Origin of the sequence: Vibrio sp. PBL-C16 (assembly GCF_034321865.1) — a bacterium.
GTDB classification, from domain to species: domain Bacteria; phylum Pseudomonadota; class Gammaproteobacteria; order Enterobacterales; family Vibrionaceae; genus Vibrio; species Vibrio alginolyticus.
Map to the genome: position 1 here is coordinate 328,324 of NZ_JAXLNY010000001.1, position 26,973 is coordinate 355,296.

At 43.3% G+C, this 26,973-nt stretch carries 23 protein-coding genes; 13 read left to right on the forward strand and 10 right to left on the reverse strand.

Features of this window, described 5'->3' with window-relative positions:
- Window positions 1-382: 382 nt before the first annotated feature.
- Window positions 383-1,411, forward strand: a complete 1,029-nt coding sequence (locus UQW94_RS01355) for a site-2 protease family protein (protein ID WP_054575173.1) — start codon at window positions 383-385, stop codon at window positions 1,409-1,411.
- Window positions 1,412-1,488: 77 nt separating this feature from the next.
- On the opposite strand, the gene UQW94_RS01360 is transcribed toward UQW94_RS01355, so the two are convergent.
- Window positions 1,489-2,277 (reverse strand): M48 family metallopeptidase, encoded by a 789-nt coding sequence (locus UQW94_RS01360; protein WP_017634168.1) that lies wholly within the window; start codon window positions 2,275-2,277, stop codon window positions 1,489-1,491.
- Window positions 2,278-2,478: 201 nt separating this feature from the next.
- Here UQW94_RS01360 and UQW94_RS01365 point away from each other — a divergent pair, with 201 nt between their 5' ends.
- The 5 genes from UQW94_RS01365 (at window position 2,479) to cutA (ending at window position 5,524) form a co-directional block, all read left to right on the forward strand.
- A complete protein-coding gene (locus UQW94_RS01365; protein WP_322141930.1) occupies window positions 2,479-2,913 on the forward strand; it encodes a hotdog fold thioesterase in 435 nt (144 codons plus the stop codon).
- Window positions 2,914-2,919: 6 nt separating this feature from the next.
- Entirely contained in the window at window positions 2,920-3,153 is a 234-nt protein-coding gene (locus UQW94_RS01370) for a DUF3389 domain-containing protein (protein WP_005386281.1), read from the forward strand.
- Window positions 3,154-3,232: 79 nt separating this feature from the next.
- A complete protein-coding gene (locus tag UQW94_RS01375) occupies window positions 3,233-4,942 on the forward strand; it encodes an SgrR family transcriptional regulator (protein WP_005386283.1) in 1,710 nt (569 codons plus the stop codon).
- A complete protein-coding gene (locus tag UQW94_RS01380) occupies window positions 4,926-5,177 on the forward strand; it encodes a hypothetical protein (RefSeq protein ID WP_005376334.1) in 252 nt (83 codons plus the stop codon). The genes UQW94_RS01375 and UQW94_RS01380 overlap by 17 nt, the downstream gene beginning before the upstream one ends.
- 14 nt (window positions 5,178-5,191) lie before the next feature.
- On the forward strand, window positions 5,192-5,524 hold the full coding sequence (gene cutA, locus UQW94_RS01385; RefSeq protein ID WP_017634166.1) for a divalent-cation tolerance protein CutA: 333 nt from the start codon (window positions 5,192-5,194) through the stop codon (window positions 5,522-5,524).
- Here the strand turns inward: cutA and UQW94_RS01390 are convergent.
- Complete coding sequence (locus UQW94_RS01390) at window positions 5,486-6,082, reverse strand: DUF2238 domain-containing protein (protein WP_005376330.1); 597 nt, start codon at window positions 6,080-6,082, stop codon at window positions 5,486-5,488. The two genes, cutA and UQW94_RS01390, sit on opposite strands and share 39 nt — an antisense overlap.
- 242 nt (window positions 6,083-6,324) lie before the next feature.
- Between UQW94_RS01390 and UQW94_RS01395 the strand changes: the two genes are divergently transcribed.
- Both UQW94_RS01395 and UQW94_RS01400 read left to right on the forward strand, forming a co-directional pair.
- Window positions 6,325-7,164: an isopenicillin N synthase family dioxygenase gene (locus UQW94_RS01395; RefSeq protein ID WP_005386285.1), complete on the forward strand. Its 840-nt coding sequence runs from the start codon at window positions 6,325-6,327 to the stop codon at window positions 7,162-7,164.
- Window positions 7,165-7,292: 128 nt separating this feature from the next.
- Window positions 7,293-7,913, forward strand: coding sequence for a DNA-J related domain-containing protein (locus UQW94_RS01400; RefSeq protein ID WP_322141931.1), 621 nt, complete (start codon window positions 7,293-7,295; stop codon window positions 7,911-7,913).
- A 79-nt stretch (window positions 7,914-7,992) separates the two neighbouring features.
- Here UQW94_RS01400 and UQW94_RS01405 read toward each other — a convergent pair whose 3' ends face one another.
- From UQW94_RS01405 to tesA, 4 genes are all read right to left on the reverse strand, one after another.
- The gene (locus UQW94_RS01405; RefSeq protein ID WP_213962462.1) at window positions 7,993-9,648 is read right to left on the reverse strand and encodes an ABC-ATPase domain-containing protein; all 1,656 of its coding nucleotides are present in this window, start codon (window positions 9,646-9,648) and stop codon (window positions 7,993-7,995) included.
- Between the two features lie 71 nt (window positions 9,649-9,719).
- Window positions 9,720-11,630, reverse strand: a complete 1,911-nt coding sequence (locus tag UQW94_RS01410; RefSeq protein ID WP_322141932.1) for an EAL domain-containing protein — start codon at window positions 11,628-11,630, stop codon at window positions 9,720-9,722.
- Window positions 11,631-11,810: 180 nt separating this feature from the next.
- Window positions 11,811-13,010 (reverse strand): enoyl-ACP reductase FabV, encoded by a 1,200-nt coding sequence (gene fabV, locus UQW94_RS01415; protein ID WP_137282643.1) that lies wholly within the window; start codon window positions 13,008-13,010, stop codon window positions 11,811-11,813.
- A gap of 82 nt (window positions 13,011-13,092) precedes the next feature.
- Window positions 13,093-13,695 (reverse strand): multifunctional acyl-CoA thioesterase I/protease I/lysophospholipase L1, encoded by a 603-nt coding sequence (gene tesA / locus UQW94_RS01420; RefSeq protein ID WP_005376324.1) that lies wholly within the window; start codon window positions 13,693-13,695, stop codon window positions 13,093-13,095.
- Between tesA and UQW94_RS01425 the strand changes: the two genes are divergently transcribed.
- From UQW94_RS01425 to UQW94_RS01435, 3 genes are all read left to right on the forward strand, one after another.
- Window positions 13,694-14,386, forward strand: coding sequence for an ABC transporter ATP-binding protein (locus UQW94_RS01425; RefSeq protein WP_005376323.1), 693 nt, complete (start codon window positions 13,694-13,696; stop codon window positions 14,384-14,386). The two genes, tesA and UQW94_RS01425, sit on opposite strands and share 2 nt — an antisense overlap.
- On the forward strand, window positions 14,386-16,842 hold the full coding sequence (locus tag UQW94_RS01430) for an ABC transporter permease (RefSeq protein ID WP_322141933.1): 2,457 nt from the start codon (window positions 14,386-14,388) through the stop codon (window positions 16,840-16,842). The genes UQW94_RS01425 and UQW94_RS01430 overlap by 1 nt, the downstream gene beginning before the upstream one ends.
- Window positions 16,843-17,194: 352 nt before the next feature.
- A complete protein-coding gene (locus UQW94_RS01435; protein ID WP_213968395.1) occupies window positions 17,195-18,634 on the forward strand; it encodes an FAD-dependent oxidoreductase in 1,440 nt (479 codons plus the stop codon).
- A gap of 28 nt (window positions 18,635-18,662) precedes the next feature.
- Here the strand turns inward: UQW94_RS01435 and UQW94_RS01440 are convergent, their stop codons facing one another.
- From UQW94_RS01440 to UQW94_RS01450, 3 genes are read right to left on the reverse strand one after another with little or no spacing between them, the layout of a single operon-like run.
- Window positions 18,663-19,598, reverse strand: coding sequence for a biotin-dependent carboxyltransferase family protein (locus UQW94_RS01440; protein ID WP_322141934.1), 936 nt, complete (start codon window positions 19,596-19,598; stop codon window positions 18,663-18,665).
- Window positions 19,595-20,278, reverse strand: coding sequence for a 5-oxoprolinase subunit B family protein (locus UQW94_RS01445; RefSeq protein WP_064354778.1), 684 nt, complete (start codon window positions 20,276-20,278; stop codon window positions 19,595-19,597). The genes UQW94_RS01440 and UQW94_RS01445 overlap by 4 nt, the downstream gene beginning before the upstream one ends.
- The gene (locus UQW94_RS01450; RefSeq protein WP_005386314.1) at window positions 20,278-21,033 is read right to left on the reverse strand and encodes a 5-oxoprolinase subunit PxpA; all 756 of its coding nucleotides are present in this window, start codon (window positions 21,031-21,033) and stop codon (window positions 20,278-20,280) included. Before UQW94_RS01450 ends, UQW94_RS01445 begins: the two co-directional genes overlap by 1 nt.
- Before the next feature lie 319 nt (window positions 21,034-21,352).
- On the opposite strand from UQW94_RS01450, the gene UQW94_RS01455 reads away from it, so the two are divergent.
- Both UQW94_RS01455 and galE read left to right on the forward strand, forming a co-directional pair.
- A complete protein-coding gene (locus UQW94_RS01455) occupies window positions 21,353-23,311 on the forward strand; it encodes a diguanylate cyclase domain-containing protein (RefSeq protein WP_186585309.1) in 1,959 nt (652 codons plus the stop codon).
- A 54-nt stretch (window positions 23,312-23,365) separates the two neighbouring features.
- Window positions 23,366-24,382 (forward strand): UDP-glucose 4-epimerase GalE, encoded by a 1,017-nt coding sequence (gene galE / locus UQW94_RS01460; RefSeq protein WP_322141935.1) that lies wholly within the window; start codon window positions 23,366-23,368, stop codon window positions 24,380-24,382.
- A gap of 335 nt (window positions 24,383-24,717) precedes the next feature.
- Here the strand turns inward: galE and UQW94_RS01465 are convergent, their stop codons facing one another.
- Window positions 24,718-26,856 carry a TonB-dependent hemoglobin/transferrin/lactoferrin family receptor gene (locus UQW94_RS01465; RefSeq protein WP_053303617.1) on the reverse strand — a complete coding sequence of 713 codons (2,139 nt, stop codon included), beginning with the start codon at window positions 26,854-26,856 and terminating at the stop codon, window positions 24,718-24,720.
- Between the last annotated feature and the right edge of the window lie 117 nt (window positions 26,857-26,973).

Below are 26,973 nucleotides of genomic sequence, written 5' to 3' on the forward strand. Positions count from 1 at the left end.
CTTGTAATTGTTGTGTGGTACTTACACCAATTGTTAATACGCGAAATACAACGGTGATGTAAATGTAATGTTAATTGTATGTTTAATAACTTGTCAAAGTTTGAGCGTATTTTGCGTTTTAAATATGATGCATAGGTCAAACGATGGCTTGTAAGGGCATGTATTATCGTTATATTTTTGAAGAGAATGGTACGACCAGAATTGTTTTGCGAGCTTTATAGTTAAATAACGATCAAATCAAGAGATAGCTCGCTTTGCTGTTTCTTCACTTCACAGGCATAATTCGCGCTCGCTATGTAGTTATTCAATAGACGCAATAGGAACCGCATTGGAATTACTGAATGTTGAATTTTTAGGTCGTTCGCTAAGGCTCGAAGGATCGATGGCTGGGTGGCAGCAGTTATATTGGGATAATACGTTGGTGTCTCAAATCGATGCCAGTGACAATACCGCAGAGACTTGTCTACACCAGTTTAGGCTCTCTGCGGGTGAGGAAATCCTGAACTGTCATTTAGAGTGTTCTTTAACATGGCAACCGTTTGAATTGAGTTACAAGGTCACAATTAACGGTGAGCTCATCAATGAAGGTTGTCGAAATGAAAAAGACATCGAGCGCCAAGTGCCAGAAGTTACGCCACCATCCGAAAAGCGTTTAAGTGTAATAGGCCTCGTATCTCTTGGGATGAAAGCACTTAAAAGTGCGAAAGTTATTAAAGTGGCGTTAGCGTCTGCAAGTCTCGCTGCATATTCTTGGCTATTTTCCATCGAGTTCGCGCTAGCGTTGATCGCTTGTTTGGTTTTTCATGAATATGGTCACATTAGAGCGATGAAGTATTTTGGAATGAAGACCAAAGGAATCTATTTGATTCCATTCCTAGGTGGTTTGGCGCTAAGTGACGAAAAGATAAACACGCGCTGGCAGGATGTGGTTATCTCAATCATGGGACCATTTTTCGGTTTAGTACTTAGTATTGTTTTTACTTTGCTTTATTGGATGACTGGTGAGGTGATCTTCGCTGGGCTTGCTGTGTTTAACGCCTTGCTAAACCTATTTAATCTGCTGCCTATTTTACCATTAGATGGTGGCCATGTGCTCAAAAGTATTACCTTCTCAATGAATACTTGGGTCGGGTTAGTTGGCAGTATTGCGACCGCTTTATTAGGCATTTTTATCAGTTACTATTTCGGTCTGACGTTGCTAGGGTTTTTATTGTTAATGGGAATGTTGGAAGTGGTGATGGAATGGAGAGCTCGACATCAAAGCCATTTATTGCCATTAACCCGTTATGGGCAACTATTTTCACTGGCTTGGTACTTGGTCTCTGTCGGAGGTTTTGTTTCTATCATCTGGTATTTTGCCACTCTCGGAGATAGTTTGTTAAGTTTGCCGCTACAGATATTGGGCACTTGATTAGAATCATTAAAAGCTCCCTAGGGAGCTTTTTTTTTATTTGGCAAGCTTAAGTAGTAGACGATAGTAGCAATGAATTAGCCACATCTTGGTGCTTTCGCGTTATACGCAGGCAGCTTATTTATGGTTGCTTGTAAATCTTTAATGCGCGTACTGTGCGATGGGTGGGTTGAGAAGAATTCAGGTGGTTGAGAACCACCTGATGCAGCACTCATATTTTTCCATAAATCGACACTTTGACGTGGGTCGAAACCTGCTTTTGCCATGAATTCCAGCCCGACAATATCAGCCTCGGATTCCTGAGTACGACCGTATGGCAAGATAACACCGTATTGAACACCGACACCAAGTGCCGCCATCGTCATTTGTTGATACTGTTTGTACTCGGAAGCGCCAATGGCAACGTTTGCTAGAGACAACCCAGCATTTGCTAACTGACTTTGTGAAAGACGTTCATTACTGTGGTCAGCGAGGACGTGAGCGACTTCGTGACCAATAACTGTTGCCAACTGATCTTGGTTTTTCGCGACATCTAAAAGCCCGGTATACACGCCGATCTTCCCACCTGGTAGAGCAAACGCATTGACTTGTTCACTATCAAAAACAACGACTTCCCAGTCTTTAAATCCAGATTGAGCGGGAATGGTGTCAGTGATGTGTTTGGCAACGCATTGAACGTAGGCATTCGTTTTGCGATCTTTGCTGATTGGGATATCTTTCTTCATTTGTTCGAAAGATTTAGCGCCAAGCGATGACATTTCCTGATCTGAAAACATCAGGATCTGGTTGCGACCCGTCGGTGATGCGCTACACGCTGTTAAACCCGCGATAGTTAAAAGAGCAGAGGCTTTCATCCATACCTTCATAACAGGCTCCATTTAATTTTTTGTTTTGAAGCAATAGTATATACCCAAATAGTAACATGATGCATGGATCAAGTTATTCATCTGATTAATAAAGAAGGTGAGATGTTACGTCTTGAAGTTATGCCCAAGTAGCGTCTATGCTAGCTTCCTAGCACATCGTTACAACCTAACAAACCAGTTTGTGAAACTAAGAGTAAAACAATGAGTATATGGAAAAAGCCCGTAAGCATAGAGATTCTGAATGCCACGTCAAAAAATACCCTGATCGAGCACCTACAAATTAAATATACAGATTTCACTGACGACTCCCTTACAGCAACCATGCCCGTATGCAGCTTTACTCATCAACCTTTAGGAATGCTTCACGGTGGTGCATCAGTCGTGCTCGCAGAAACATTAGGCTCATTGGCTGCAAACTTCTCTGTCGATGAGGGCAGCTACTGCGTCGGTTTAGATATTAACGCGAACCATGTGCGAGCCGTGCGAAGTGGTCATGTGATTGGTACGGCAACACCGCTTCATCTGGGTATTTCAACGCAAGTGTGGCAAATCGATATCACTGATGAGCGAGGCCGTTTAGTGTGTACCAGTCGCTTGACCATCGCTGTGAAACAACACAAAACAAAGTCGGTATAAACTAAGATGGTGATTGAGTTTTCATTAGGAAAAATCATTGCAACCCAGCGTGAAATAGTGATTAAGCTCTCCGGCAGTGCAATGGTAACCTTGCAAGCGCAAACCGATGCAATTCAGTTGCTGGGTAGAGGAGCGAACGTTGTTTTATCTCATGGAGCAGAGTGCAAATGGTCTATCAAGCTGGACAACGAGGTACAACTGGCTGAACTTTCGCGAGAAATTGGTATCGATATTCAATAATTTATAGTGTGATGTTTGCACTTTTTGGAAAAAATGAGGAAACTTAGCTTATCGACAACAAGATAAGAATTTCCTCTTTATGAGTAGCCCTCGTTTACGTGTTCAGTTCGAAACACTGTTTGAAAAATTTTCCGGTCACGATACGGACGTTCAGCTCGAAGACATCACCGAAGCGTTGTTTTGTACACGTCGTAATGCTCGTATTGTTCTAAATAAACTTGAAGAAGAGGGCTGGATTGAGTGGCATCCGGCAGCGGGTCGAGGAAAACTTTCGAAACTCGTTTTTAAACGTAATCGAAGCGACGTCAGCGAAAACCTCGCCAGGCGTTATCTCGATGAAGGGAAAATCGGTCAGGCTCTAGATGCGCTTGATAACGATGCGGCACGATTGACGCAGGTTATCCAAGGTTATTTAGGGCTTCAGCATCGACAGGGCGAGCAGGTCGTGCGTTTGCCTTATTATCGACCATTGTCGATGTTAAACCCGCAGAAACCGATGCGGCGTTCTGAACAGCACATCGCCAGACAAATTTTTAGCGGACTCACTCGCCTTGATGAAAATGAACAACTTCAACCAGATTTAGCCCACACGTGGGAAGCAATTTCTGATACACATTGGCGTTTTTATCTTCGTCGTGGAGTACGCTTTCATAATGGTGAACCGTTAACAACCAGTTGTGTTCTTGAGAGTGTGCTTGCGTTAAATGGCTTGAACTTGTTTTCTCACATAAAGCGGGTGTCTTCACCACAAGAGTGGACCGTTGATATTGAGCTCGTCCGTCCTGATCGCTACCTTCCTCTGGCTCTGAGTGAGTCGCAAGCAAAAATTTTGCTACCGAGTGCTTTGCGTTCTGAAAGCTTCGATAGGCAACCGATAGGGACAGGGCCGTTCCAAGTTAAAATGAATGATGATAAGCGTCTTATTTTGACTGCTTTTGATGGCTACTTTGGTTTTCGCCCTTTACTTGACCAGGTGGAGGTGTGGGTAATCGATGAAGCCTATTCTTCAATGGTTTATCCAAGCCTGTCAAAGCCGAAGATGGATAAACAAGGTTCATCCGATGAAGTAGAGCTGGACCCTGGATGTACATTCCTATTACTAAACAAAAACACCGGGATTGCAAAAGATCCACGTTGGGCAGAGTTCCTCTCGCAAACCCTCAACAGTCACCAGATTTACGCGCATGTTCCACAAGATAAAGTGATGGAACTGGGAGTATTGCAAGCCTTTGGCCTTAAGCCCGGTTGGATTGATCTCAGGCCAGCGGAAGCGGGCAGCGTACCACAGGCTAATAAGGTAATTTCCGTAGCGTATCAGAAAAAGCATCCGATGTTTCCAGTAGTTGCCAAGGCCATCAAGACACTCTTAAAACCGCACGGTATAGAGGTTGAGTTTATTCGTTATGATTCTCAACCGCCCGCACCGGAGGAAGTGGATATCTGGGTGAAAGCTATGGGCATTGCAACGAACCGAAATGACGCGTTGGCGGGCTGGCTCCTGGATTACAGTGATATTGAGAAGTTCAGTTCAGGTTACGATTTTAGTGAATGGGCTAAACTTGTCGATCAATGGCGTGCCGGCATGCACACAGACTTTCCTGCGCGTGAGCTAGGACGACAGTTAGTAAAAAGCTGTCAGGTGATTCCTATGTTTCACTGCTGGCTAGGCGTGAATAAAGACCACAGCGGTGCGTTACAAAATGCAAAGTGTAATGCCTTAGGTTGGTTTGATTTTAATAATGTATGGGTCAAACCGGATATAGAAAGTAACCATGGCGAAACCGAATAAAAAACAACCGACGAAAACCGTCGATATCTTTTGCTCTAAATGTAAAACTCAACTATTTAAGTACCGTAAAGGCGGGAAAGGAGCACTGGTTAAATGCTTCAAAGAGCGCATTGTTGACGATTTCACACAAACCCCATGTATTTGCCCCGCTTGCGGACAAGAGTTTGCAAGAGATACCCTAGTAAGAGGAACCCCCGCTTACAAAATGATTGGCGGCAAAGTGACGATGAAATAATAAAGGGCTAGAAAATGAGTATGAAACATGACTATTGCATGGTTTTAAGTACAACCAGTAATGAAAAAAATCGAGATCAGATCATTAAAGGTTTGCTAGATGCCCAATTAGCCGCGTGTATTCAAACAATGCCTATTGAAAGCCACTACGTTTGGAAAGGGGAGGTTTGTACTGACAACGAATGGTTGCTAGTCATCAAAACTCGTCGAGAACTTTATGAATTGGTGGAAGAGAAAATAGAAAACCTGCACGAATACGAGGTCGCTCAAATCGTACAGGTTCCAATTGTTGATGGGTTTAACCCTTATTTAGAATGGTTGAGAGAATCGACGTTGAGCCGACATTAAGAATAACGACAACACTGCACCAACGGTATCGCACAACATATCTTTCTGGGCGTCCCATATGTCACCTTGCGAGCCCAGAAAGGCAATTCCCTCATCGCCACCAGCCAACTCCGCATACCACCATTCGATAATCTCATAGCCAGCAGCAAGTGACATGATAGCAAACAAAGCAAACCAGCAAGAGAACGCTTTGTTGAACCGTTTTTTGTTTATCAAGTATTCAGCGATCGGATATGCGTAAAGGCCAATTGAAAAGTGCGCAACGCGATCAAAATTATTTCGCTCTGAACCAATCATGTCGTTAAACCAGTCAAACGGCACTTCGGAGAACGTATATTTCGCACCGATAGTGTGCAAACAGAGCCAGATGAACATTAAAAAGTAAGCCGTATTACTGAACTGATAGCGAATCGAAATCGCCCAAATAGCAACAAGAATACCAATCGCCGGGATAATCTCCGCAAACCAAACTGCACGTGAGTTAGGTTCCAACGCAGAAAATAAAAACACGATGGCATAAAAAATCGTTAATCCTAAGAGTGTCGAGGTGCTTTTCATAGAGTTATTTGATCCTTCAATTTATCTTACAGTGGGACTCCATAGATTGTGTTAATGATTACACTTAATTGAACGGTGTGCAATTGATATTTTAATGGGTTTTTTGATCACTGAAAATGTTGATTTATTGGCAAACTGCTCAACATTAAAACGTTTGCGCGTGCACTTTTCATTAAAGTTTGATTTACAACATGCCCATCCATAGAATCCATGATTCAGTCTAATAAAAAAGAAGTAAAGCCATGAAACTGGAAACTGTCGATTATCTTGCTGACGATGCTGCTCAACAGTTCGTTACCTCTTTACGCGAAACGGGGTTCGGTGTGTTGAAAAACCACCCGATTCCACAAGAGCTTGTAGAGTCAATTTACAAAAACTGGCATGAGTTTTTCTGTTCAGAACAAAAGAATGATTTTCACTTTAACGTAGACACCCAAGATGGCTACTTCCCACCTTCTGTGTCTGAAGTGGCAAAAGGGCACAAAGTGAAAGACATCAAAGAGTACTTTCATGTTTACCCTTGGGGTCAGATCCCAGAGCAGCTTAAAGCTGAAATCTTAGAGTACTACGAGCGTGCCAATGCATTTGCTCAAGAGCTATTAGGCTGGGTTGAAGCGTACGCACCTAAGGACGTTCAAGAGAAGTTCTCTATCGCGTTGTCAGAAATGATCAATAACAGTGACAAAACATTACTACGCGTGCTTCACTACCCACCGATGACAGGCGAAGAAGAGCCAGGCGCTATTCGTGCTGCTGCGCATGAAGACATTAACCTGTTAACGGTTTTGCCTGCTGCTAATGAACCTGGACTGCAAGTAAAGAGTAAAGAGGGTGATTGGATCGATGTACCATGTGACTTCGGGAACTTAATCATCAACATTGGTGATATGCTTCAAGAAGCGTCAGGTGGTTATTTCCCTTCAACGACTCACCGTGTAATCAACCCTACGGGTGGCCGTCAAGAAAAGTCACGTATCTCATTACCGTTGTTCCTGCATCCAAAGCCGGAAGTGGTGTTATCTGAGCGCTATACTGCACATAGCTACCTTATGGAACGTTTACGTGAGCTAGGGGTTATTTAACCTTTACGTGATCTCCTTACAAAGGCCGATGGTGAATGACTATCGGCCTTTTTGCATTTATGCTACAAAGTGGAAACTATGTTTTTTGTGCCGTGAATGGGGCCCTAAACTCGTGTCAGAGAGGATGAATGGAAGGACAACGTACTGTCAGTAGTATTGAGCCTCATGCAATAGAAAATCCGCTGCTTTGGCCAATGCTAGAAATTCTGAGAAAACAGCCCTCTAATTGGAAAGTGCACACCTTGGCAAGCTGGTTGGGTGAACAAGGTTATATTTCAAAGCTGGACGACTCTCCCGATAAGGATTTATTCAAAAGAAATTTCCTGATCATGAATGCATTATATCAACTGCAAGACACTCTGTATCCGGATAGCTGGCTTCAAGTCGAAGCCATGGATATTCAGCTCATGTCTTCGATGGAAGCTTTGAGGCATAAGATCGATATTCATGATCCTTTGCGTGATTATTACTTAGATTGGCGCAATTACGAAGCGGACGAAGGTGAAGTGCGTCGATTGTTGAATGAATTTTGGACAACTTATCAAAAGTTCATAGGTGGTTCGTCAGTAGCCAGCGTAGATAAGACAAAGGCACTGTCACTATTTGAACTTAACACTGACGCTACGCCTGCGGAAATTAGAAAACAATGGCGAAAACTCGCGCTTCGTTGGCATCCTGATCGAGAAAATGGCGATGCAGAAAGATTTAGAGTTCTTTGTGAAGCGTGGAATGTACTGAGAAACGAATGATTCGCTAAGAATAAAGATAAAGGAAGGCAGCTAACTATAGCTGCCTTTTGATTGAACTGTCTCTGTCAGCGTATCAAAACTAGCATGATGACTTAAACTGAGATTTTCGCATGCGGTTGAGGGCAGCCATAACGTCTAGTGTGCGTGGTTTGGCTAAGTCGCCTTGCTTAGGAAGAACGGCATGCCACTCACCAGACAGCATTTCTTCAATCTCCTTCGCCGGATGATTACACCAACCTGGAAGTTGAGCAATTTGGAACCATAACCAGCCAATTGTGTTGACTTCATCGGCTGACTCTATCTGTTCCAAAGCGCTGAGATCAGTAAACTCTTTACCAAATCGAAGTGACTCTTTGCCTTTCGCATTCACACGGAACTTGCCGTCAGTGAGAATATTCATCAACGCAACGCGGTTCAGTGCTCGAGGTGGGAAGGTCTGTAAACGTTCTTCTGACTCGTTATGGCGTTGAGTAGGGTGCTGAGCGATAACTTCTTTCGCTTTTTCAGTTACATCAACGGCTTGGTAGTCGTGCATTTGAATGACGGTATCGGCAACGTCTAAGTAGTCGCCCGACCCACCCATAACGATAATGGTAGAGATATCAAGATCATCTCGTAATTGACCAATGCGGTCGACGAGAGGAGTAATTGGCTCATCACCTTTTGCCACCAATGCCTGCATACGCTCATCTCTAATCATGAAGTTGGTAGCAGAAGTATCTTCATCAATCAATAATGTGCTTGCACCCGCTTCAATAGACTCTTGAAGCCAAGCGGCTTGCGACGTTGAGCCTGATGCGTCTTGAGTAGAAAAGTCCGCCGTATCTTTACCCATCGGTAAATGGTTGATGTAGTTCGAGAGGTTCAAGTGGTGTACGCATCGGCCATCTTCGGCACGAATCTTCATAGCCTTGTTATCGGCAACAATGTATTCGCGACCATCTCCTGGAATATGATCGTAAATTGAACGCTCTATTGCATTTAATAAGGTAGATTTACCGTGGAAGCCGCCACCTACGATCAGTGTGATACCTTTTGGAATTCCTAATCCTGTGACATGGCCCTTGTTTGGCGCATGTAAAGTGACTTGTAGAGATTCAGGGGCTTTAAACTCAACGGCTTCTTTCATAGGAAGGTCGCAATTACCTGCAATTCGAGGAAGAATACTGCCGTTTGCGACAAACGCGACTAAGTTATTGGCCTCCAACTGTTCTCGCAGGGCATCTTGGTCTTCAACAACTTGGCAGTGCTTAATTAAAGCGGCTTTGTCGAGTTCACGCTCTAAAGTTGCTCGACGGATAAACTTAGGCAGGTGGAAAGTCAGTATGTTGTTGGCTTTTTTCCCCAATACTGAACGACCTTCGGCTGGTAAGTTAACTCGAAAACGCAGTTCAATACCTTCTTCAGTAAACAACACCGCGGTGCTATCCAGTACTGTTTGGCCTGTCAGTGAAATTGATACTGAGTTTTCTTGTTTAGCAAACTGCTCAAAACTACGCGCAATAAAATCACGTGCAGCTCTTTGAAATGCAGGAGACTCGTCTCTTAGCCACTCAAGACCAGTCAAAGACCATGAGCGAGTCGCACGAAAACGTGACGCCGATGCATAAGGGTCACCCTGTACATGATCGATAAACAAAGTGAAATCAGTGAAGTCGTATTGACCTTTGATTTGCTGATAAGCTCGGTAGTTCTGCTTTTCAATTTTCTTAAGCGTGGCAGTCAACTGATCCATGAAGATATTAGCCTTTTAATAGAAGCGGGCGGCGATTATAGAAACCACCGCCCTCATAGTAAAGAGAATGCTTAGGAAGAGTAGGCGTATTGCCCGCCAGAAAGGCGCTGATTAAACAAACTTTGCTCAAATTCATTACAAGGCATAGGTTTACCATAAAGAAAACCTTGTCCGATATCACAGCCCTCACCAATGAGAAACTGTTCTTGTTGGGGAGATTCAATGCCTTCGATCACGACTTGGAGTTCCAGTTTTTTCGCAATGTGTATGATAGAACAAATTATCGCGCGGTCATCGTCCGACTTTTCCATTTGCTGGACGAAGCTTTTATCAATTTTGATGGCATCAAATGGATATTTCTTTAAATAGCTGAACGAGGCATATCCTGTACCAAAATCGTCAAGTGACAGTGTCACGCCTAGTTTGTGCAGTTTATTTAATGTAGTGCGTGCTACGACCTCATCGGCAATTAAAGCGCTCTCGGTCACCTCGAGCTCGAGAAAGTGCGCTGGCAAGTGAAAAGACTCGAGTAAGTGTTGCACTTGTTCCGCAAAATTTACGTTTTGTAATTGAATGGGAGAAACGTTGACGGCCATTTTGAAGTTATCAATTAACTCAGACCATTGTTTTGCTTTGTCTATCGCGGTTCGAAGAACAAAAGAGCCAACTTCAAAGATAAGCCCGTTTTGTTCAGCCATATGTATTAAGGCTTCGTTGGATACGTCGCCTAGTATTGGATGCCTCCAGCGTAGTAATGCTTCTGCGCCAATCCATTTGTGGGTTTGAGGGTGTACTTTGGGCTGAAAGTAGAGCATTAGGTCGTCGTTTCTTACCGCTTGCAATAAGTAGCTTTCCAGTTGATTGTGGTTGTTGAGTTCATTTGAATGGCTTTCACAGAAATAACCATACGCTTCGCCAGATTCTTTACACAAAAGCATGGCATAACATGCGTTCTGGAGTAGTTGTTTAGCATTGCTGGTTCGGTGAGCTTGTACAACACCAATGTAAGAGTTTAGGTGAACCTCTGTGTCTTTTACATAAAAACTTCCCATACCAATATCGGTAATATCATTCAGTAGCTGATGCAATTTTATATCGATGTCTGTGCCCCAAACGAGCAATACGAGATCATTGGAGCTAGGCCTCCCCGTAACAAAATGTCTGGACTCCCGCTTACCAAGACGATACCGAAACTCTTTCAATATTTCGTCGAAAGCTTCAAAGCCATAACGGGTTTGGATACTGCGTGCATTGCTAAAACCAATGTTTATTACGATTAATGATTGCTGACTGTGATCTAACGTTCTGAGTGTGTCACTGACTATATTTTCGAGTGCTGCTCGGTTTAGGAATCCAGTTCCTTGATCGTGTGTTTTTTGGTAGCTCACCTGCTTTTCAGCGGCTCTGCGACGATCAATCTCTTGCGTTAGGGAATAACTTAACTGCGCCAAATCTGTAGTGCGATTCTCAACTCTATTTTTGAGTTCGTTGTTAAGACGCTGAAGTTTGTGTTGCTGATGCACGATGGAAAGCTGCGCTTCGATTGAATCTTTAAAAGTCCCAAGCAATTGCCGGTAAGTGTCGCAGTATTCATTCTCCTTAGAATCAAGCATGCAAATAGTTCCAAACGTCTCTCCATTTGGCCAGAGTAGCGGTAAGCCGCAATAAGAGATCATACCTAGTTTGATATCAGGGTTATTTTGCCACTCTTCATCTTCAAGCGCGTTTGGGACAATAAGTTCACTTTTGTGTTTTATGACATGCTCACAATACAAACCGTTGCCAAGCAACTCAGTATCGCCAGTACGATAAGGATTACCTATAGTTTCGCTGGATGTATTTACTTCTATGCGATCTGGATGGATACGCATAATTAATGTGGTGGGTACGTGCGTTATTTGAGCCAGTAAGTTGACGATTTCCTGCCAACTTCTTCGCATAGACTCAGGGATTTCGTAGTCTAATGTTTGCAATCTCCCCATATAGGTCATCCTTTACGTGGTTTCACTTCCTGTGAATTAAAAATGCAGACTGCTCTATTTTGTTCTCGCTTTTTAATTAAGTATAGGGTGGCTAGGGCTCGAAACAAAAAAAAGTCCTGAAAAGTGTTCAGGACTAGGAATAGTTGTCACATATCTCATCCTTGAAACAGATAACAAGCATCAAGGCTTAAGCGACATTAACGATTCAATAGAAATGTCTTGCGAATAGTCGACATCCTCAAAGTTAAAGCCATTGAGCTTCATAAACTCATCTTTAAAACCTTGGTAATCACCAATCTCTTTAAAGTTATCAGCATTCATTTGTTCTAAAAGAGCGTGGACTTCTTGTTGAACTTGCGGTTCAAGTTCCAAGTCATCTATTCGAATCAAGCGTTCACCGTCAACTGGCACTTTCTCTTGATCGTATAACTTCGTAGTAAACAGCCGCTGCATTTGTTCAATACAGCGTTCGTGAGTACCTTTTTCCTTCATCACTCGATAAAGCGCTAACAGGTAAGGGCTTAGAGCAGGGATGAATACACTGGCTTTCGTCACCAACGCCTTACACACGGTTGCGTAAGCACCGCCGTCAAAGTTGGCGAGTTTGAGGTTTAATGAATGACTGGTTTGGTGTAAATCGATTTTCGCTCGACCTAACGTACCATCGAGATAAATTGGGTGCGTAATGTCAGGGCCCATGTAAGAAAAGGCGATGGTTTTGCAGCCGTTTGCGATAGAGTCGTTATTGATGAGTGTGTCAATCCAGCTTTCCCAGTCTTCGCCGCCCATTACTTTAATGGTGGCATTGGCTTCCTCTTCTGTTGCAGGCGTTAAGGTGGTTTCTATCCACTTATCGTTCTCCAGCATGATAGAAGCGCCAGTGACAGGTTCACCAATAGGTTTAATGACACTGCGCCAAAACTCATCAGATTCAGGTTTAGGTCGAACACCGGTTGCCAAGCTATAGATGACTAAGTCAACTTCACCCTCAAAGTACGTTTCAATGGCTTCAATCACTTGATTGCGCACCGAACCAGAGAATGCATCGCCAACAATATTTATTGCGGTACGCCCGGCTTGATTTGCTTCTTGCTTAAAAAAGACGTTGTTATACCAACCCGCACTCCCAACCCCTTTCTCTGAAGGGCCACGCTCAAATGAGACGCCAATGGTATCGGCGTTAGCGCCACCGAACGTTAGGGCTATTCGTGCCGCTAGGCCGAAACCAGAGGAGGCACCAATAATCAAAACCCGTTTTGGGCCTTTTTTGATCTGTGGGGCGTGCTTTACGTATTCAATTTGCTCTTTAATAGATGCATGACACCCTTTGGGGTGCGCAGAGCGAGCAACAACACCTTGAATTAACGGTTCTATTCGCATGTTGTTATCTATCCTCGATGAGTGGAATTGAAAATAGATTAACGTAAAGTTACGTAAAACTTATTGAGCTAGACCATTAAAATTAGAGATGTTTAATTAATTCTTGAGCAACGAAATCAGCGATCCAAGGTTGTGCATCTGGTTTTGGGTGAAGGCCATCATCCATCATCCATTCTGGTTTGGTGACAACATGCTCTAAGAAGAATGGCATCAAGGCAACTTGTTGATGCTGTGCAAGCTTAGGGTAGATATCGTAAAACATATCGCTATAGCGCTTACCATAATTAGGCGGAACCCGAATTTGCATCATGACAACGTCCGCACCAGAATCTTTTATCATGGTAATCATTTTTGAAAGATTTGACGTAATAAGTTTAGGAGGGAAACCTCTTAGGCCATCGTTGGCACCTAACTCAATAAGTACCATGTCAGGGCTATGCTGAGTTAGCAACTGAGGTAACCGTGCTAAGCCATTGCCAGTGGTATCGCCAGAAATGCTAGCATTAATAACTGTTACATCTTGACCATGTTCTGACAACGCATCAGGGAGTAAGCTAGGCCAACTCTCTTCAATCGGCATCTGATAGCCTGCACTCAAGCTATCACCCAAGACAAGTAGCTTTTCGCTCGCATGTGCAGTAGCGGAAAAACAAAAAAATAGAACTAAGGAAAGTATACGAATCATGCAAACACCTGTACTTAATGCACCTATTGTTCAAGCCAATTTGGTTTCTAAACAAGTCTCTACTAATCAAGAACAATTAACAATCCTCAAAGACGTAAATGTTGACATCCGAAAAGGAGAAAAAATCGCCATCGTCGGAACTTCCGGTGCAGGTAAGTCAACATTGATGACGTTGCTAGCTGGTCTTGATACGCCGACATCAGGCGAAATTACTTTATTAGGTCATGAATTATCAAAACTGGACGATGAAGCTCGTGCGAAAATCCGGGCTGACTCTTTAGGTTTCGTTTTCCAAAGTTTCCTGTTAATCCCGAGTTTGAGTGCATTACGTAATGTCACGCTTCCTTGTCTTTTACGTGGTGAAGCCGAAGATGAAGCAAGAGCAGCGGAATTATTAGCTGCTGTTGGATTGGAAAAACGTGTCGACCATTTACCAAGCCAGTTATCTGGTGGTGAACAACAGCGAGTTGCGCTAGCGCGTGCATTTATGACACAGCCTGAGCTGTTGTTCGCAGACGAGCCTACCGGCAATCTTGACCATCAAACCGCAGACAAAGTGATTGAGCTGCTATTCGATCTTAATGAACAGCACGGGACAACTCTGATTTTAGTAACACACGATGGTCATCTAGCAAGCCGATGTGACCGTATCTATCGTATGGAGGCGGGTGAGCTTAAGGAGGAGATATAATGTCTGCAGTATCATCAAGTGAAGCAACATCCACAGAGCAAAACAGTACAACACAGCACTCGTCGAATAAAAGTTTGATACGCTGGAGTTTCGGCGAAATAAGGCAGGGGAATCTTTGGCCTATTAGCGTTGCTCTTATTCTCGTGATTGCGAGTATCTTTGCGCTTTCTGCATTAGCAGAACGAATGGAGCAGGTGATCGTCAAGCAGGGGAAGGACGCATTAACGGCAGATGCGGTGTTTGTGTCTGCTAATCCCATTCCGGACACGTTGTTAGCCTCGACTGAAAGCCTTGACCGTTCGACGATGACACGCTTTGCCACTATGGCATTTAGCGATAATGGTATGCAGCTTATTTCTGTAAGGGCGGTGGATGATAATTACCCTTTAATGGGAGAGCTCGTTCTTGAAAATAATCCAGCCGGTCGCGTTAAAGAGAACCAACTCTGGCTTGATGAGCGGATTATGACTCAACTAAGCGTAAAGTCAGGTGACAGTGTCACGATAGGCGATGCCGAGTTTACTGTATCAGGCGCAGTATTGATGGAACCAGGCTTGAGCTTTAATCCATTTCAACAAATGCCTTCTGCATACATTCATCAAAGTGACGTAGATAAAACAGGAGCAATTCAAGTTGGGAGCCGAGTTCAATACCGTCTGTTTTTACAAGCCGATGATAAAACACTAAATAGCTTACAAGATGATACGCAGCTTTCTCCGAGCGATCGCTGGCGCACGCAAGATACTGCCAGTCGTAGTAATGAGGTTTTTGAACGCACGACGCAGTATCTGTCTTTGACCGTAGCGATTGTCATCATTATGGCGGCGACAACATTGGTTCTTACTTGTCAAAACTACGTGAACAGCCGGACACAAACTATTGCGATGTTGAAAAGTCTTGGTGCGAGCCGCCGATGGATTGAAAAGTGGTTATTTATTCAAGTCACAATCCTTCTCATTAGTGCCAGTGTCGTCGGCCTACTGCTAGGGAGTGGGCTGGAGTATTTATTACGCATTCCACTCAAAGACTTATTACCCGATCCACTCCCTAGTTACGGTGTCACACCATTTTTGGTGGCATTTATCTCTGCAGTCTTGATTACTGTTCCCGCTCTCGGTATACCATTGTTAGGCTTGATTAAAACTCCCGCGTTAGAAGTGCTACAGCAGGGCAAAGCGCAACGTTCTTGGAAGCGAATGTTACTTGTTCTAGTTCCCGTTGTTCCATTGCTTTTACTGTATGCAGATAACACCTTAGTTTGGATCGTGCTCACTGGTATAGCGGTACTGTTTGTGGTACTCGCAGCAGTTAGCGTCGCACTCACAAAGCTGTTTGCACGTGTGTCAACCCATCCTGCAATGAAGCTTGCGTTGAGTCGTATCAACCGGACGCCAGTAACCAGCGGTCTACAGTTTGGTGCTTTGGCATTATCTTTGATGTTGCTGTCTATCATTTGGCTTGTGCGCAGCGATATTCTCGCTGATTGGGAGAGAACCTTACCTGCAGACGCGCCAAATGTGTTCGCTTTAAACATTGGTGATTATGAGCTCGATAGCTACCTAGAAACCCTAGATAAAAATGGAGTTACGCGGTCACAAGCTTATCCAATAATTCGTGGACGACTAACAGAGATCAACGGTCAAAACGTCAAAGAGATTGATTACGAAGGAGAAGGTTCTGACGCGATACGTCGAGAGCTAAACCTGACATGGGGAGATAGCCTACCAGAATATAATGATGTGCTTTCGGGTGAATGGACAAACAAAGGGAGTGTATCTGTAGAAGCGGATGTAGCAAATGACTTAGGCATCAAACTCGGTGATACGCTGCGCTTTGTAATAAACAGTCAGAATTACGATGCAGTAGTAGATACCATCCGTTATGTCGAATGGCGTGATATGAAGCCTAACTTTTATTTTATTTTCTCATCTGACGTGATGGCTAATTTACCTGGTTCTTACCTCATCAGTTATAGGATTGAAGAAGGAAATGAAGCGTTGTTGACATCAATGTCACGTGCTCACCCAACGGTCTCTGTTTTAGATATCCGAACTATGGGCGAGAAAATTCAGGCTTTGATTCAGCAAATCGTATCAGCAATCACCATCCTTGCTCTTTTAGGCGTTGTTGCTGGTCTGCTGCTCATCTTTACTTTACTGAGGTTAAGCTTGTCCCAACGTCAACAAGAGATTCGTTTGTATCGCACATTAGGTTCAAGTAAGAAACGGATCAACACAACCCTGTGGGCCGAGTACGGAATTATGGCGTTGATTGCTAGTGGTGTTGCGGTATTCGCTGCGGAAGTTTGTGTGGCCGCAGTCATGACATATGGATTCGATCTCAATGCACAAATTCACCCCGAATTGTGGATAGCTTTACCGCTTGCAACATTTGTTACGTTGGCACTTGTAGTGATGAGTTTGTTGAAAAGATTGTTAACGCCAGTAAACACTTAATCGCAGCGAGTGTTATCAAGTTTGGAACACTCCATGACACTTTTATTTTAGTTATCCACAAAAACAGTGGATAACTTTTGGGATAACTAAATGGGGTAAAAAGTGGGGTGTTTCTGCAGGCTTTGCGCCATGGGTCTTACAGTGAAATTCTTATTCACATAGACACAAAAAAGTGTCTTCTTAACCATGTAGTCAAGTACTTTTTCGCAAATTTTTTCTACTTTAATGCACTTTACAGGCGCTGTTGGATATTTCGCAAACCCATGAACTTTTTGTGATTTTAATCAAGTTCAAACACGAGTAGAATCCACCGTTAGTAAAGAATTTTCCTTATAAAATTTTTAGTGAAGCAATGAAGTCTGAGTTTCCAAGTTATAAAGATAAGCATATCGCTGTTGTTGGTGGCGGTGTAGCAGGTGCAACAGCAGCAATTCATTTTGCGGAGCTGGGTTTTAAAGTTTCCGTAATAGAGAAGGGCGTATCACTAGTAAATGGTCCACCCATTTGTCATTTGCATGCTGGTGGTAATTTATATCGAGAGATTTCCGAGCAACAATGCTTAGACTTGTTAGCACAATCTATTGATACTGTTCGCCTGTATCCGCTTTCACTGAATATTCGTCCGACAATCATCGCGGTTCCTCATTCCGATGGTGGAGACCCATCCACACTAATTCCGCGATTAGAGGTTGTGAAAAGTGCTTATCAGACGCTCGTTGATAAAGATGAGAGTAATAAAGTGCTCGGCGAGCCAAGCGAATACTACAAACTGTATTCAAAAGCGGAGCTAGAAGCTCTCGCGCAACGTACTCAACCAAGTCATCCTACAGACTTCGATGAGTGGTGCATTCCTTTTGCTCAACATGCTGATCTTGAAGCGCTAAAGTATCCTGTTGTCGCAGTTCAAGAATATGGTTGGAGTGTTTTTCGCCTCGCCGCAATTGCCAACTTAACACTAGATACGCTTCCTAATGCTTCGGTCTTGACACAAGCAACGTTTAAGCAAGCCGATTGGATGGGGGAACACTGGCAACTTGGCTATGAACGTGAAGGTATCGATTACCTGATGACATGCGACTACTTGGTTAACGCGTGTGGCTTTGAAACAGGCTCAATTGACAACACAGTTGGTGCCAAGCGAGACAGGTTGGTGGAGTTTAAAGCCGCTTACGTTACGAGGTGGGCAGACTGTCAACAACAATGGCCAGAAGTTATTTTTCATGGCCCGCGTGGAACCGATAAAGGAATGGCTCAATTGACGCCTTATGGCGATGGTTACTTTCAGCTTCATGGTATGACAAAAGGAATCACGCTGTTTGAAGATGGTTTAGTGGAGAGCACGAACTCATCTGCTCAACCTGAACTGCCTATGCCTTTACTCTCGAAGATCCGTAACGGCTGGAGAGAAGAAGTGTTAGAAGAGCGAACGAACAACGCCATCAAACACATGGCACAGTTCATTCCCGAATATCACTCTGCTGTAAAAGGAGGAAAAGCATTATTTGGCGCTCAGCAAATTCCCGGCACAGATCCAGTACTCAGAGCGGCAGATGTGACTTTTGAAGATAACCACTACGCGAGAATAGAGGTGGTAAAAGCGTCATCGACACTACTCGCAGCGCAAAAAATGCTTCAATTCTGGTTTGACATCGATCCTAACCAAAATGTGGAAACACAGCATCCGGTCGCTGTAAAGTGGTCTGAACAAGAGGTCGAGCAGTACGCGATTAAACTCACTCAAGAGCGAGGCTATCCACAAGCTTTAGCAGTGCGTTATGGTATGCCTGCATAATCGGCTGTGTTTGGGCTCAGTGGTTGTATTAATACCCAAAAAACTGAGCCCATTGGCACCATACTTCTTGCAAGCCTAGTCTGTCTCCTTTCACAAAATTGACTTTTTGTCCGGGTTTCGCCTGTGCCAGTCTAGGTAAGTCAATACGAGCTACGCAGCCAAATTTAGGATACCCGCCAATAGTCTGGTGATCGTTGAGCAGCACAATAGGGTTACCATCGCTAGGTATTTGAATTGAACCTAACGCAATTCCCTCTGATAGTACGCCTTCGTAAGGTGGACGAATGTTATTGCCCTCAAGACGGTAGCCCATGCGATTCGAATTTGGGGAGATGATGAATGCTTTGTTATAAAATGCTTGGCGAGCCTCTTCATCAAAGTCCTCGTTCTGATAGCCTTCAATCACTCTCAGCTTAATGGGTAAGTTGTAATCTGGCTTAAAGCGAAACGTCATTTGCCTTGGTTTACGTTTCGGTAAGTTATGAGGGACAAAGGGAAGAATATCACCAGCTTTCAAAGCGCCACCATTTGAATCATAACCACCTAGAGATTCTCGCAAGACGGTCGATGCGCTTCCTAAGTGCTGAGCAACATTGAATCCACCTTTAACCGCTAGGTAGGAGCGAAGTCCATTCCTTGCGACTCCGAACTGAAGCTTCTGTCCTTTTTTCAACGTAAAGTCAGACCAATTTGAAATAGGTTCACCATCTATTTTTGCATTTAAATCACCGCCACATATAGCAAGGTGGCAGTTATGCAATGCAATAAAACAAGCGTTACCCAGAGTAATTTCAATCGCAACGCAATTGACTACGTTACCAAGCAAATGGTTGGCCCAACTGTAAGCATAGTCGTCGACCGGGCCACCTTGAGTCACACCGACATGCGCTAAGCCAAAACGACCAAAGTCTTGAACTAAAGAGAGCGGTCCTGGCTTTTCCACCAGTAATCCACCGTAACTCATAGTACGCCTCCTAAATCGATAAACTCTTGTTTTGAAATAGCATTAAAGGTGACCTTGTCACCCACTTCAAACGGTATAAAAGGAGGAGAGTCGGAGAAGAGCGCAAGCGGGCTTTTACCAATAATGTTCCATCCGCCAGGGCTATCTGATGGATAGACGGCCGTTTTAGAGTCTGCGATTCCGACACTTCCGGCCGGCACGTGAGTTCTTGGTGTGGCAAGCCTTGCCATGTGCAATTGAGTATCAACGTCAGAGAGAAATGCAAAGCCAGGAGCAAAGCCAATTGCAGAAACCGCGTACTCGGTTTTCGTATGCAGGGTAATAAGATCGTCTAATGACAGACCTCGCTTTTTAAAACGAGATAGATCTAACGCGGTTTCTTCAGAGTAATATACAGGGATAGTAATGTGATTCGGCTGGGAAAGCTTAAGTGATTGAGTATCAAACTGGCTCACGATTTGTTGCAGCTCATTGACTAAGTTCTTTTCGTTGATTCGAAAAGGTAAGTAATCAATGAGAATAGTTTGATAGGAGGGGACAACGTTCATAACAATTGAAGCGAAAGTTTCTCTTATGCTGCGAGCAAGCTCTCCGACTGCATTTTCAGAAATACTCTCATCAAACTTAATGAAAATACTGCACTCGGAGATCAAAGAGATATTAAATTTCTCTTTATGCATTAATTTCCTCCAGCGTATAGGCTTTGGCGGATCTTTTGGATCAGCGCGATCGACTCTTCATTGTCACCATGAACACAAATTGTATCGGCTTCCAATAATATGTAACCGCCTGAAGCGGTTTTGACACGCCCAGAGTCAGCTAAGGTCCGGACTTGCTCAAGTATCGCGTGTTCGCTTTTTAACACGGCATTGGGCTGTGTTCTAGGAGTCAGTAAGCCGTCATCTTGGTATAAACGGTCTGCAAATGCTTCAAATAGCAAGGGAACATCATAATCGTCTGCGATTTCTAAGTATTTTTCGTTTTCCTGTGAAGCTAGGATCATTAACGGTACTTTGAACAGTGCTGCCGCCTTTACTACCGCTCTAAATATCGCATCACTTTTCATCATGTCGTTGTATAGAGCGCCATGAGGTTTTATGTAACTGATGTCTGTGTATTGCGCCCGGCATAATGCTTGTAAAGCACCAACCTGATATATAACCATGTTCGTAATTTCATCACCCGTCATGCTTATGCTTCGTCTGCCAAAGCCTTGTAGGTCGGCGTAACCTGGATGTGCGCCAATATCAACATCGTTGTCATTCGCTAGGGTGATAGTGTCGTGCATGACATTAGGGTCGGAGGCATGAAAACCACACGCGATGTTCGCCATATCAACATGGGGCATCACGTCTTCATCTGCGCCCATACTCCAAGAGCCAAAGCTCTCGCCCATATCACAGTTCAATGTAAGTTGCTGTTTATTCAATGTCATACGTTTTATTTCTACACAAGCAATGGGTTTACGATGCAGGAAAATGCATCTAGGTTCAGTGACTCACTTCATTCTTCTATCATGAAAACGAAGCTTTTTGAGCAGATAGCTGACGAAAAAGATCACGTTAGTCCATAAAGATGTTGCCGTTATTTGAGTTGATCCGAATTTTAAGGTATTTCGTTTCTTTTCCATCCAATTTTTGAGAATTTAAGGTTATTTTGCATTAGCATCGTGTTAATCTTGTCGCCCTTCATGGGTGATAGATTGCATAATGGTTCTTCTGTCATTTTTGTGGTTGTCTGCGACAGGAATATATATGTCATTACGAGCGAAGCTTATTTGGCCTCTTCTGGTCTTTTTAACGGCTATCTTTGTTATCTCAAAAGGTTACACCTCGTATACTGTATACCAATCGTCTAAGCATGAACTGGTCGAGCAGACAAGAAAGTTGATTAACAACGTTTCTTTCTCAATTAAAGATGCGCTGACGACAAAGGACAAGCAAAAAGCTCAAACTATTCTCGCCAACTTTTTAAACCAGCCAAATGTAACGCGGGTCAAACTTTATGACCAAGATGACCAACCATTCGCTGTTATGGAGATAAGTGGGGCACTGGCACCCGTTCCAAGTCAAACCGAAAGAAGTAGGTTGCACGCTCTAGGGTATGCCTTATCAACCAAATTTCTTTATGTTCTAGAGCCGATTATCCATGATGGCTATGTCATTGGTAGCATGAGAGTTACGCTTTCTCATCGCCCAATTGTAGAAGCCATACAATCTTTACTTCAAGATGGCGCTTTACTTCTTCTGTTTCTGATCGCTGGTGGCACTGTTTTTTACATAAGTATCGAGAGGCTTGTTCTCAAGCCCGTTATGGAGCTTAGCCGCGTAATAGAGAATGTGACACACGGACGAAGCACGGAAAATCAAGCACGCTATTACGCCAACGATGAAATTGGAGAGCTCGCGAGATCTTTCAATCAAATGATGAACAGGTTAACAGTACGTGAGAAGCAGCGGCAACATTCACTAGACACACTAGAACAAAAGCGCGCATTTTCAGAAGAGGTTATCGAATCTGTTCAGCATGCATTAGTTATTACAGACAATTCCGGACGTGTTATTCATTGTAATACGGCGACCCAGCAAATATTTCAAAAAAAATTAGATGAACTTAAATATGCCAATATTCGTGATCTAATTAAAACCAAAACACCGAATGAGCTGAGTCAGATCCTGAGTCGAGGCCTAGAGTGCGATGATATTCACCTCAAAAATGCAGATAACGAACAGCAGTTGAGCCTAACCAGTCGTCGCCTCTCGACACATGAATACTTACTGTTTTCGATTCAAGATATCACCGAAATTGAAGAAGCCATAAACCGGCAACGTGTTGCGGGACGTGTTTTTGAAAGCAGCCAAGATGGTCTCATTGTTCTTAATCATCGCGGTGTCATTACGATGGCAAACCCTGCCGTCACTAAGTTAGTCGGCTTAGAGGTGGATCAGCTTATTGGGAAGTCATTCATCCAAACTCTAAAGTGGCGCAAGTTACAGGAAATGATGCCTAGTATCATCGAGTCGATAGAAAATTATGGCGTTTGGCAAGGTGAAGTTATCGAGAAGAACCATATTGGTCAGTTTGTACCGATGTTTGCTAGGGTCAATCGTATCGTTAAATGTGAAGACTATGGTTTCTATGATCTGGTTATTGTTCTTACCGACCTTTCCGGCGCAAAAGAGATGGAACGATTGGAGCATTTAGCTCATCACGATGCTTTAACGGGGTTAGCCAATCGATCTAAGTTCCATTTAGAGTTGGAACAACTAGTACAACGCTCTGGATACTTGCGTGACGAATTTGCAGTTTTGTACCTCGATCTGGATGGATTTAAAGAAGTTAACGATACCTACGGTCATGATGCAGGTGATGAAGTTTTGAAAAAAGTTTCCGAGCGTCTAACATCTGCGACGAGACATAGTGATTTAATCGCAAGACTTTCTGGTGATGAATTTGTCATGTTGGTTAATCCCGCCAATCAAAAAGTGGTCACCCGAATAGCAGAACAGTTGCTCGAGAGCATATGTGCTCCAATTGAGTACAAAGGTCACTTACTCAAAGTTGGCGTTAGTATCGGCGTAAAATTAGTCGGCGTAAATGAGCGCGATGCTACTCGAGTTTTAAAAAGTGCGGATACGGCAATGTATCAAGCAAAGAAAGCCGGAAAAGGCCAAGCAATATTAATGGGATGCGAATTACAAGAGACAGTTTAAATCGTAACGTCAAAGCTTTAAACTAACCCAATTCGCGTCAGAAGGAATAATAAAATGAAAGTACTCGTTACGGGTGGTATGGGCTATATCGGTAGTCATACGTGTATTCAAATGATCGAAGCTGGCATGACGCCAGTGATTCTAGACAACCTGTACAACAGTAAATCTACGGTATTAGATCGAATTGAAAAGGTATGTGGTGTAAAGCCAACCTTCATTCAAGCCGATATCAGAGATAAATTGGCGATGGTAGAAGCACTAAAGTCGCACAATATTGAAGCTGTTATCCATTTTGCAGGTTTAAAGGCCGTCGGTGAGTCTGTAGTAAAACCTCTAGAGTATTACGACAACAACGTTAATGGCACGTTAGTATTGGTTGATGCAATGCGCGAAGCCGGAGTTAAATCGTTGGTATTTAGTTCATCAGCGACTGTATACGGTGATCCTGCATCTGTACCCATCACTGAGGACTTTCCAACTAGCGCAACTAACCCATATGGGCGCAGCAAATTAATGGTAGAAGAGTGTTTAACCGACTTCCAAAATGCGAACCCTGACTGGAGCATTACACTTCTTCGTTACTTTAACCCGGTAGGTTCACATCCAACAGGCGAGCTAGGTGAAGATCCTCAAGGTATTCCAAACAACTTAATGCCGTTTGTTTCGCAAGTTGCGGTAGGGCGCCGAGAGTTCCTTTCTGTGTTTGGTAGTGATTATCCCACCAAAGATGGCACGGGCGTACGTGATTATATTCATGTAATGGACTTATCCGATGGTCACGTTGCTGCATTAGAAAAAGTAGGTAGCAAAGCTGGCCTTCATATCTATAACCTCGGTACTGGTAACGGCTACAGTGTACTGGACATGGTGAAAGCATTTGAAGCCGCAAGTGGTAAAGATGTCCCATACCAACTTGTTGAGCGTCGTCCAGGTGATATTGCAGAGTGTTGGGCGGATCCATCAAAAGCGATGAATGAGTTAGGTTGGAAAGCAACTCGCACTCTAGAAGAAATGACTGGCGATACATGGCGCTGGCAGTCTACTAACCCTCAAGGTTATCCAGACGCCTAATCTTTAATTTACATAATAGTAACAAAAAGGCGCGTGATTGCGTCTTTTTTGATCCAAATCGGAAAAAATCGTAAATTACTGGTTAAAAGGTAGCAAGTATATATAGAGCTGTTAAACTATGCCCGACTCTTAATTTGGGTTATAAATTTTCTCATAGCTATTGGGGTAGTTCATGGAACTCGGTCTGATCATCACTTTCATCATTGCAGCAGCAGTAATGGTGAAAAAAGAGATGGCAAAACAGTAAACTTTCATTTTTCATACTTTTCTTTACATTTTTGAAATGAAAGCCATAAAAAAAGCCAGCATTACGCTGGCTTTTGTGTTTTTAAGGTTTAGAACTCGTATTTAACACTAATGTTATAATTACGCTCAGCTTGCGTTTTGTCTCGACTTAACTCAGTCTTACCGCGAACATCGTTCCAAAGATGGTATTCTTCATTCGTTAGATTCATAACACCAGCACGAATGGTTATATCTTTCATTGGTTTGTAGTACGCCGTTAAGTCAACGACTGTCGCAGACGGCAAAGCAACTTGGTCTTTGATTCCGCCTTTATCACCATCAGAGTTGATATCACTGTTCGATTTCTTAGCCGTGTAGTTTACTTTTAGGCTTGTCCCCCAAAGTGCATTTGGTGAATCGTAATTTACAGCAGCTACGGCATTCCATGGGTTTACACTGTTCAAAGGATTACCATCACCATCTTCACCTTCTGTGTATGCTGCAACAAAGCGAGTTGTCACGCCTGATGGAAGACCAGCAATGGCATGCCAATCAAGACGGTTAGAGAGCTCAACCCCTTTAATGTTTGCTTCACTAATATTGATATTTGTGAATTCAGTTAAACCACCATTGTTTGATGACGTTTGCTCAATAAAGTCACTGTAATCACTGTAGTAGAACGCTACTTCAGTTGCAGACGCTGCAGTGTTATGACGGTAACCAAGTTCATAAGACAAACTCTTTTCAGATCCCAAATTTGGGTTAGGGCGGTTGGTATAGCCATGAGCCGGATTATCGTAGGTGTAGTAAAGCTCGTCGAACGATGGCGCTCGGAACCCTTGGCTCACTTGCGCGAAGATCGTGCCAGGTTGCGATACAGAGTAAGTTGCTCCTAAACGACCAGTTAATGCAGAGTCGCTAAACTTCTCGAATGACTCTTCAGAAGTATTTGAAGGATTAGTAGAGAAGTAATCGTAACGCACACCTGGAGTCAGAATTAGCTTGTCATTAAGAAGCGAAATTTCATCTTGCAAGAATAAACCAAAGCTTTCTTCTTTTGCATCCGGTGTGTAAACGTAAACAGTATCTGGCGTGCCAGGATCGGAATTAAACTCGCGATTGGTATTACTGATGTCACTATGTTTGTACGATATTCCGTAAACAATATAGTGATTTTGAATCTCTTTATCTAACTGAGTTTCGAATTCAAATTTGTCTTCAGTATATTCGTAATCTTTTTTCTGTTGGTTGTCACCACTAGGCGGTACGTAAGGTGGGTAACCAGGGCTGGCTTCGATAAAGCGATTAGAGACGCCGTTTTCTTCTTTACCAATCCATGTAAGCTTGGACGTGATCGTATCCGAGATAGCTGCATCTGCAAACCAAATGTGCTTGAGCCCAATGCGATTTTGCTTGGTTGTGTCTTCAGCGTTGAAGTTTTTGTAACTTTTATGTGCGATCTCTGAGTCAGTCTCGTTGTAAATAACTTCTCCCAAGAACTCCAAGCGATGAGCGTCATTCAATTGAGATTGAAGTTTTACCAATAGATCGTTTTTGTAATAATCTTGGTTGTCCACAGAATAGTTATCGTAAGGCGCCTTAGAGAAATTTTGTAGCTCTGCACCATCACGGCGTGTAAAGGCTATAAGTGCTTCTGTATTACCGAAACGCTTTGCTAAAGCTACATGCTCACTAAAAGAGTTATCTTCCGATGAATAAGAGAGTTTAGCTTGACCACCAAAGTCTTTACCATCTTTGAGGAAATCCTTCGGATCTTTTGTTTCGAATGCGACAACACCGCCAATTGCATCACTACCATGTAGGCTAGAAGCTGCTCCTTTAACAATTTCGACACTCTTTAGCATATCGGGGTCGACAGTAACGGCACTAGAATTGATAAACGAATATGGTCCACCGCTGAATACACCTGGTTGAGATGCACCGTCTACTAAGATTTTAACTCGTTTACCTTCCATCCCGCGAATGTTAATACTTTGGACGCCTTGGCGTTGAGTGCCATTAACAGTAACACCTGGCGTATACTCGAATAGATCATTCAAGTCCTTTACCATGTTTTCTTCGATGTCTTTCTCTGATACAACAGCAACAGAAGCAGCAACAGTGTTTATGGTTTGGTTGGTACGGGTGGCCGACACAACGACTTCTTCAAACTTAGAAGCTTCTTCCGCATAAGCAGTATGGGAAAGGGCAACTAAAATGGAGGCTGACAAAATTGATTTTTTATACATTGGCTTCAATACCTTAGATCCATAATAGGTAACAACACACGGATATTAATGGATCTAAATGGTAATTACTATCATTACCATTGTCATTTATTAATTTGTATTGAATCTTCTTCTTAG

What these genes read in the sequence shown, in the direction of transcription:
- UQW94_RS01355 (WP_054575173.1), top strand. Translation starts at nt 383, where the DNA reads ATGGCTGGGTGGCAGCAGTTATATTGGGATAATACGTTGGTGTCTCAA.
- UQW94_RS01360 (WP_017634168.1), bottom strand. Translation starts at nt 2,277, where the DNA reads ATGAAGGTATGGATGAAAGCCTCTGCTCTTTTAACTATCGCGGGTTTA.
- UQW94_RS01365 (WP_322141930.1), top strand. Translation starts at nt 2,479, where the DNA reads ATGAGTATATGGAAAAAGCCCGTAAGCATAGAGATTCTGAATGCCACG.
- UQW94_RS01370 (WP_005386281.1), top strand. Translation starts at nt 2,920, where the DNA reads ATGGTGATTGAGTTTTCATTAGGAAAAATCATTGCAACCCAGCGTGAA.
- UQW94_RS01375 (WP_005386283.1), top strand. Translation starts at nt 3,233, where the DNA reads ATGAGTAGCCCTCGTTTACGTGTTCAGTTCGAAACACTGTTTGAAAAA.
- UQW94_RS01380 (WP_005376334.1), top strand. Translation starts at nt 4,926, where the DNA reads ATGGCGAAACCGAATAAAAAACAACCGACGAAAACCGTCGATATCTTT.
- cutA (WP_017634166.1), top strand. Translation starts at nt 5,192, where the DNA reads ATGAGTATGAAACATGACTATTGCATGGTTTTAAGTACAACCAGTAAT.
- UQW94_RS01390 (WP_005376330.1), bottom strand. Translation starts at nt 6,082, where the DNA reads ATGAAAAGCACCTCGACACTCTTAGGATTAACGATTTTTTATGCCATC.
- UQW94_RS01395 (WP_005386285.1), top strand. Translation starts at nt 6,325, where the DNA reads ATGAAACTGGAAACTGTCGATTATCTTGCTGACGATGCTGCTCAACAG.
- UQW94_RS01400 (WP_322141931.1), top strand. Translation starts at nt 7,293, where the DNA reads ATGGAAGGACAACGTACTGTCAGTAGTATTGAGCCTCATGCAATAGAA.
- UQW94_RS01405 (WP_213962462.1), bottom strand. Translation starts at nt 9,648, where the DNA reads ATGGATCAGTTGACTGCCACGCTTAAGAAAATTGAAAAGCAGAACTAC.
- UQW94_RS01410 (WP_322141932.1), bottom strand. Translation starts at nt 11,630, where the DNA reads ATGGGGAGATTGCAAACATTAGACTACGAAATCCCTGAGTCTATGCGA.
- fabV (WP_137282643.1), bottom strand. Translation starts at nt 13,010, where the DNA reads ATGCGAATAGAACCGTTAATTCAAGGTGTTGTTGCTCGCTCTGCGCAC.
- UQW94_RS01425 (WP_005376323.1), top strand. Translation starts at nt 13,694, where the DNA reads ATGCAAACACCTGTACTTAATGCACCTATTGTTCAAGCCAATTTGGTT.
- tesA (WP_005376324.1), bottom strand. Translation starts at nt 13,695, where the DNA reads ATGATTCGTATACTTTCCTTAGTTCTATTTTTTTGTTTTTCCGCTACT.
- UQW94_RS01430 (WP_322141933.1), top strand. Translation starts at nt 14,386, where the DNA reads ATGTCTGCAGTATCATCAAGTGAAGCAACATCCACAGAGCAAAACAGT.
- UQW94_RS01435 (WP_213968395.1), top strand. Translation starts at nt 17,195, where the DNA reads ATGAAGTCTGAGTTTCCAAGTTATAAAGATAAGCATATCGCTGTTGTT.
- UQW94_RS01440 (WP_322141934.1), bottom strand. Translation starts at nt 19,598, where the DNA reads ATGAGTTACGGTGGATTACTGGTGGAAAAGCCAGGACCGCTCTCTTTA.
- UQW94_RS01445 (WP_064354778.1), bottom strand. Translation starts at nt 20,278, where the DNA reads ATGCATAAAGAGAAATTTAATATCTCTTTGATCTCCGAGTGCAGTATT.
- UQW94_RS01450 (WP_005386314.1), bottom strand. Translation starts at nt 21,033, where the DNA reads ATGACATTGAATAAACAGCAACTTACATTGAACTGTGATATGGGCGAG.
- UQW94_RS01455 (WP_186585309.1), top strand. Translation starts at nt 21,353, where the DNA reads ATGTCATTACGAGCGAAGCTTATTTGGCCTCTTCTGGTCTTTTTAACG.
- galE (WP_322141935.1), top strand. Translation starts at nt 23,366, where the DNA reads ATGAAAGTACTCGTTACGGGTGGTATGGGCTATATCGGTAGTCATACG.
- UQW94_RS01465 (WP_053303617.1), bottom strand. Translation starts at nt 26,856, where the DNA reads ATGTATAAAAAATCAATTTTGTCAGCCTCCATTTTAGTTGCCCTTTCC.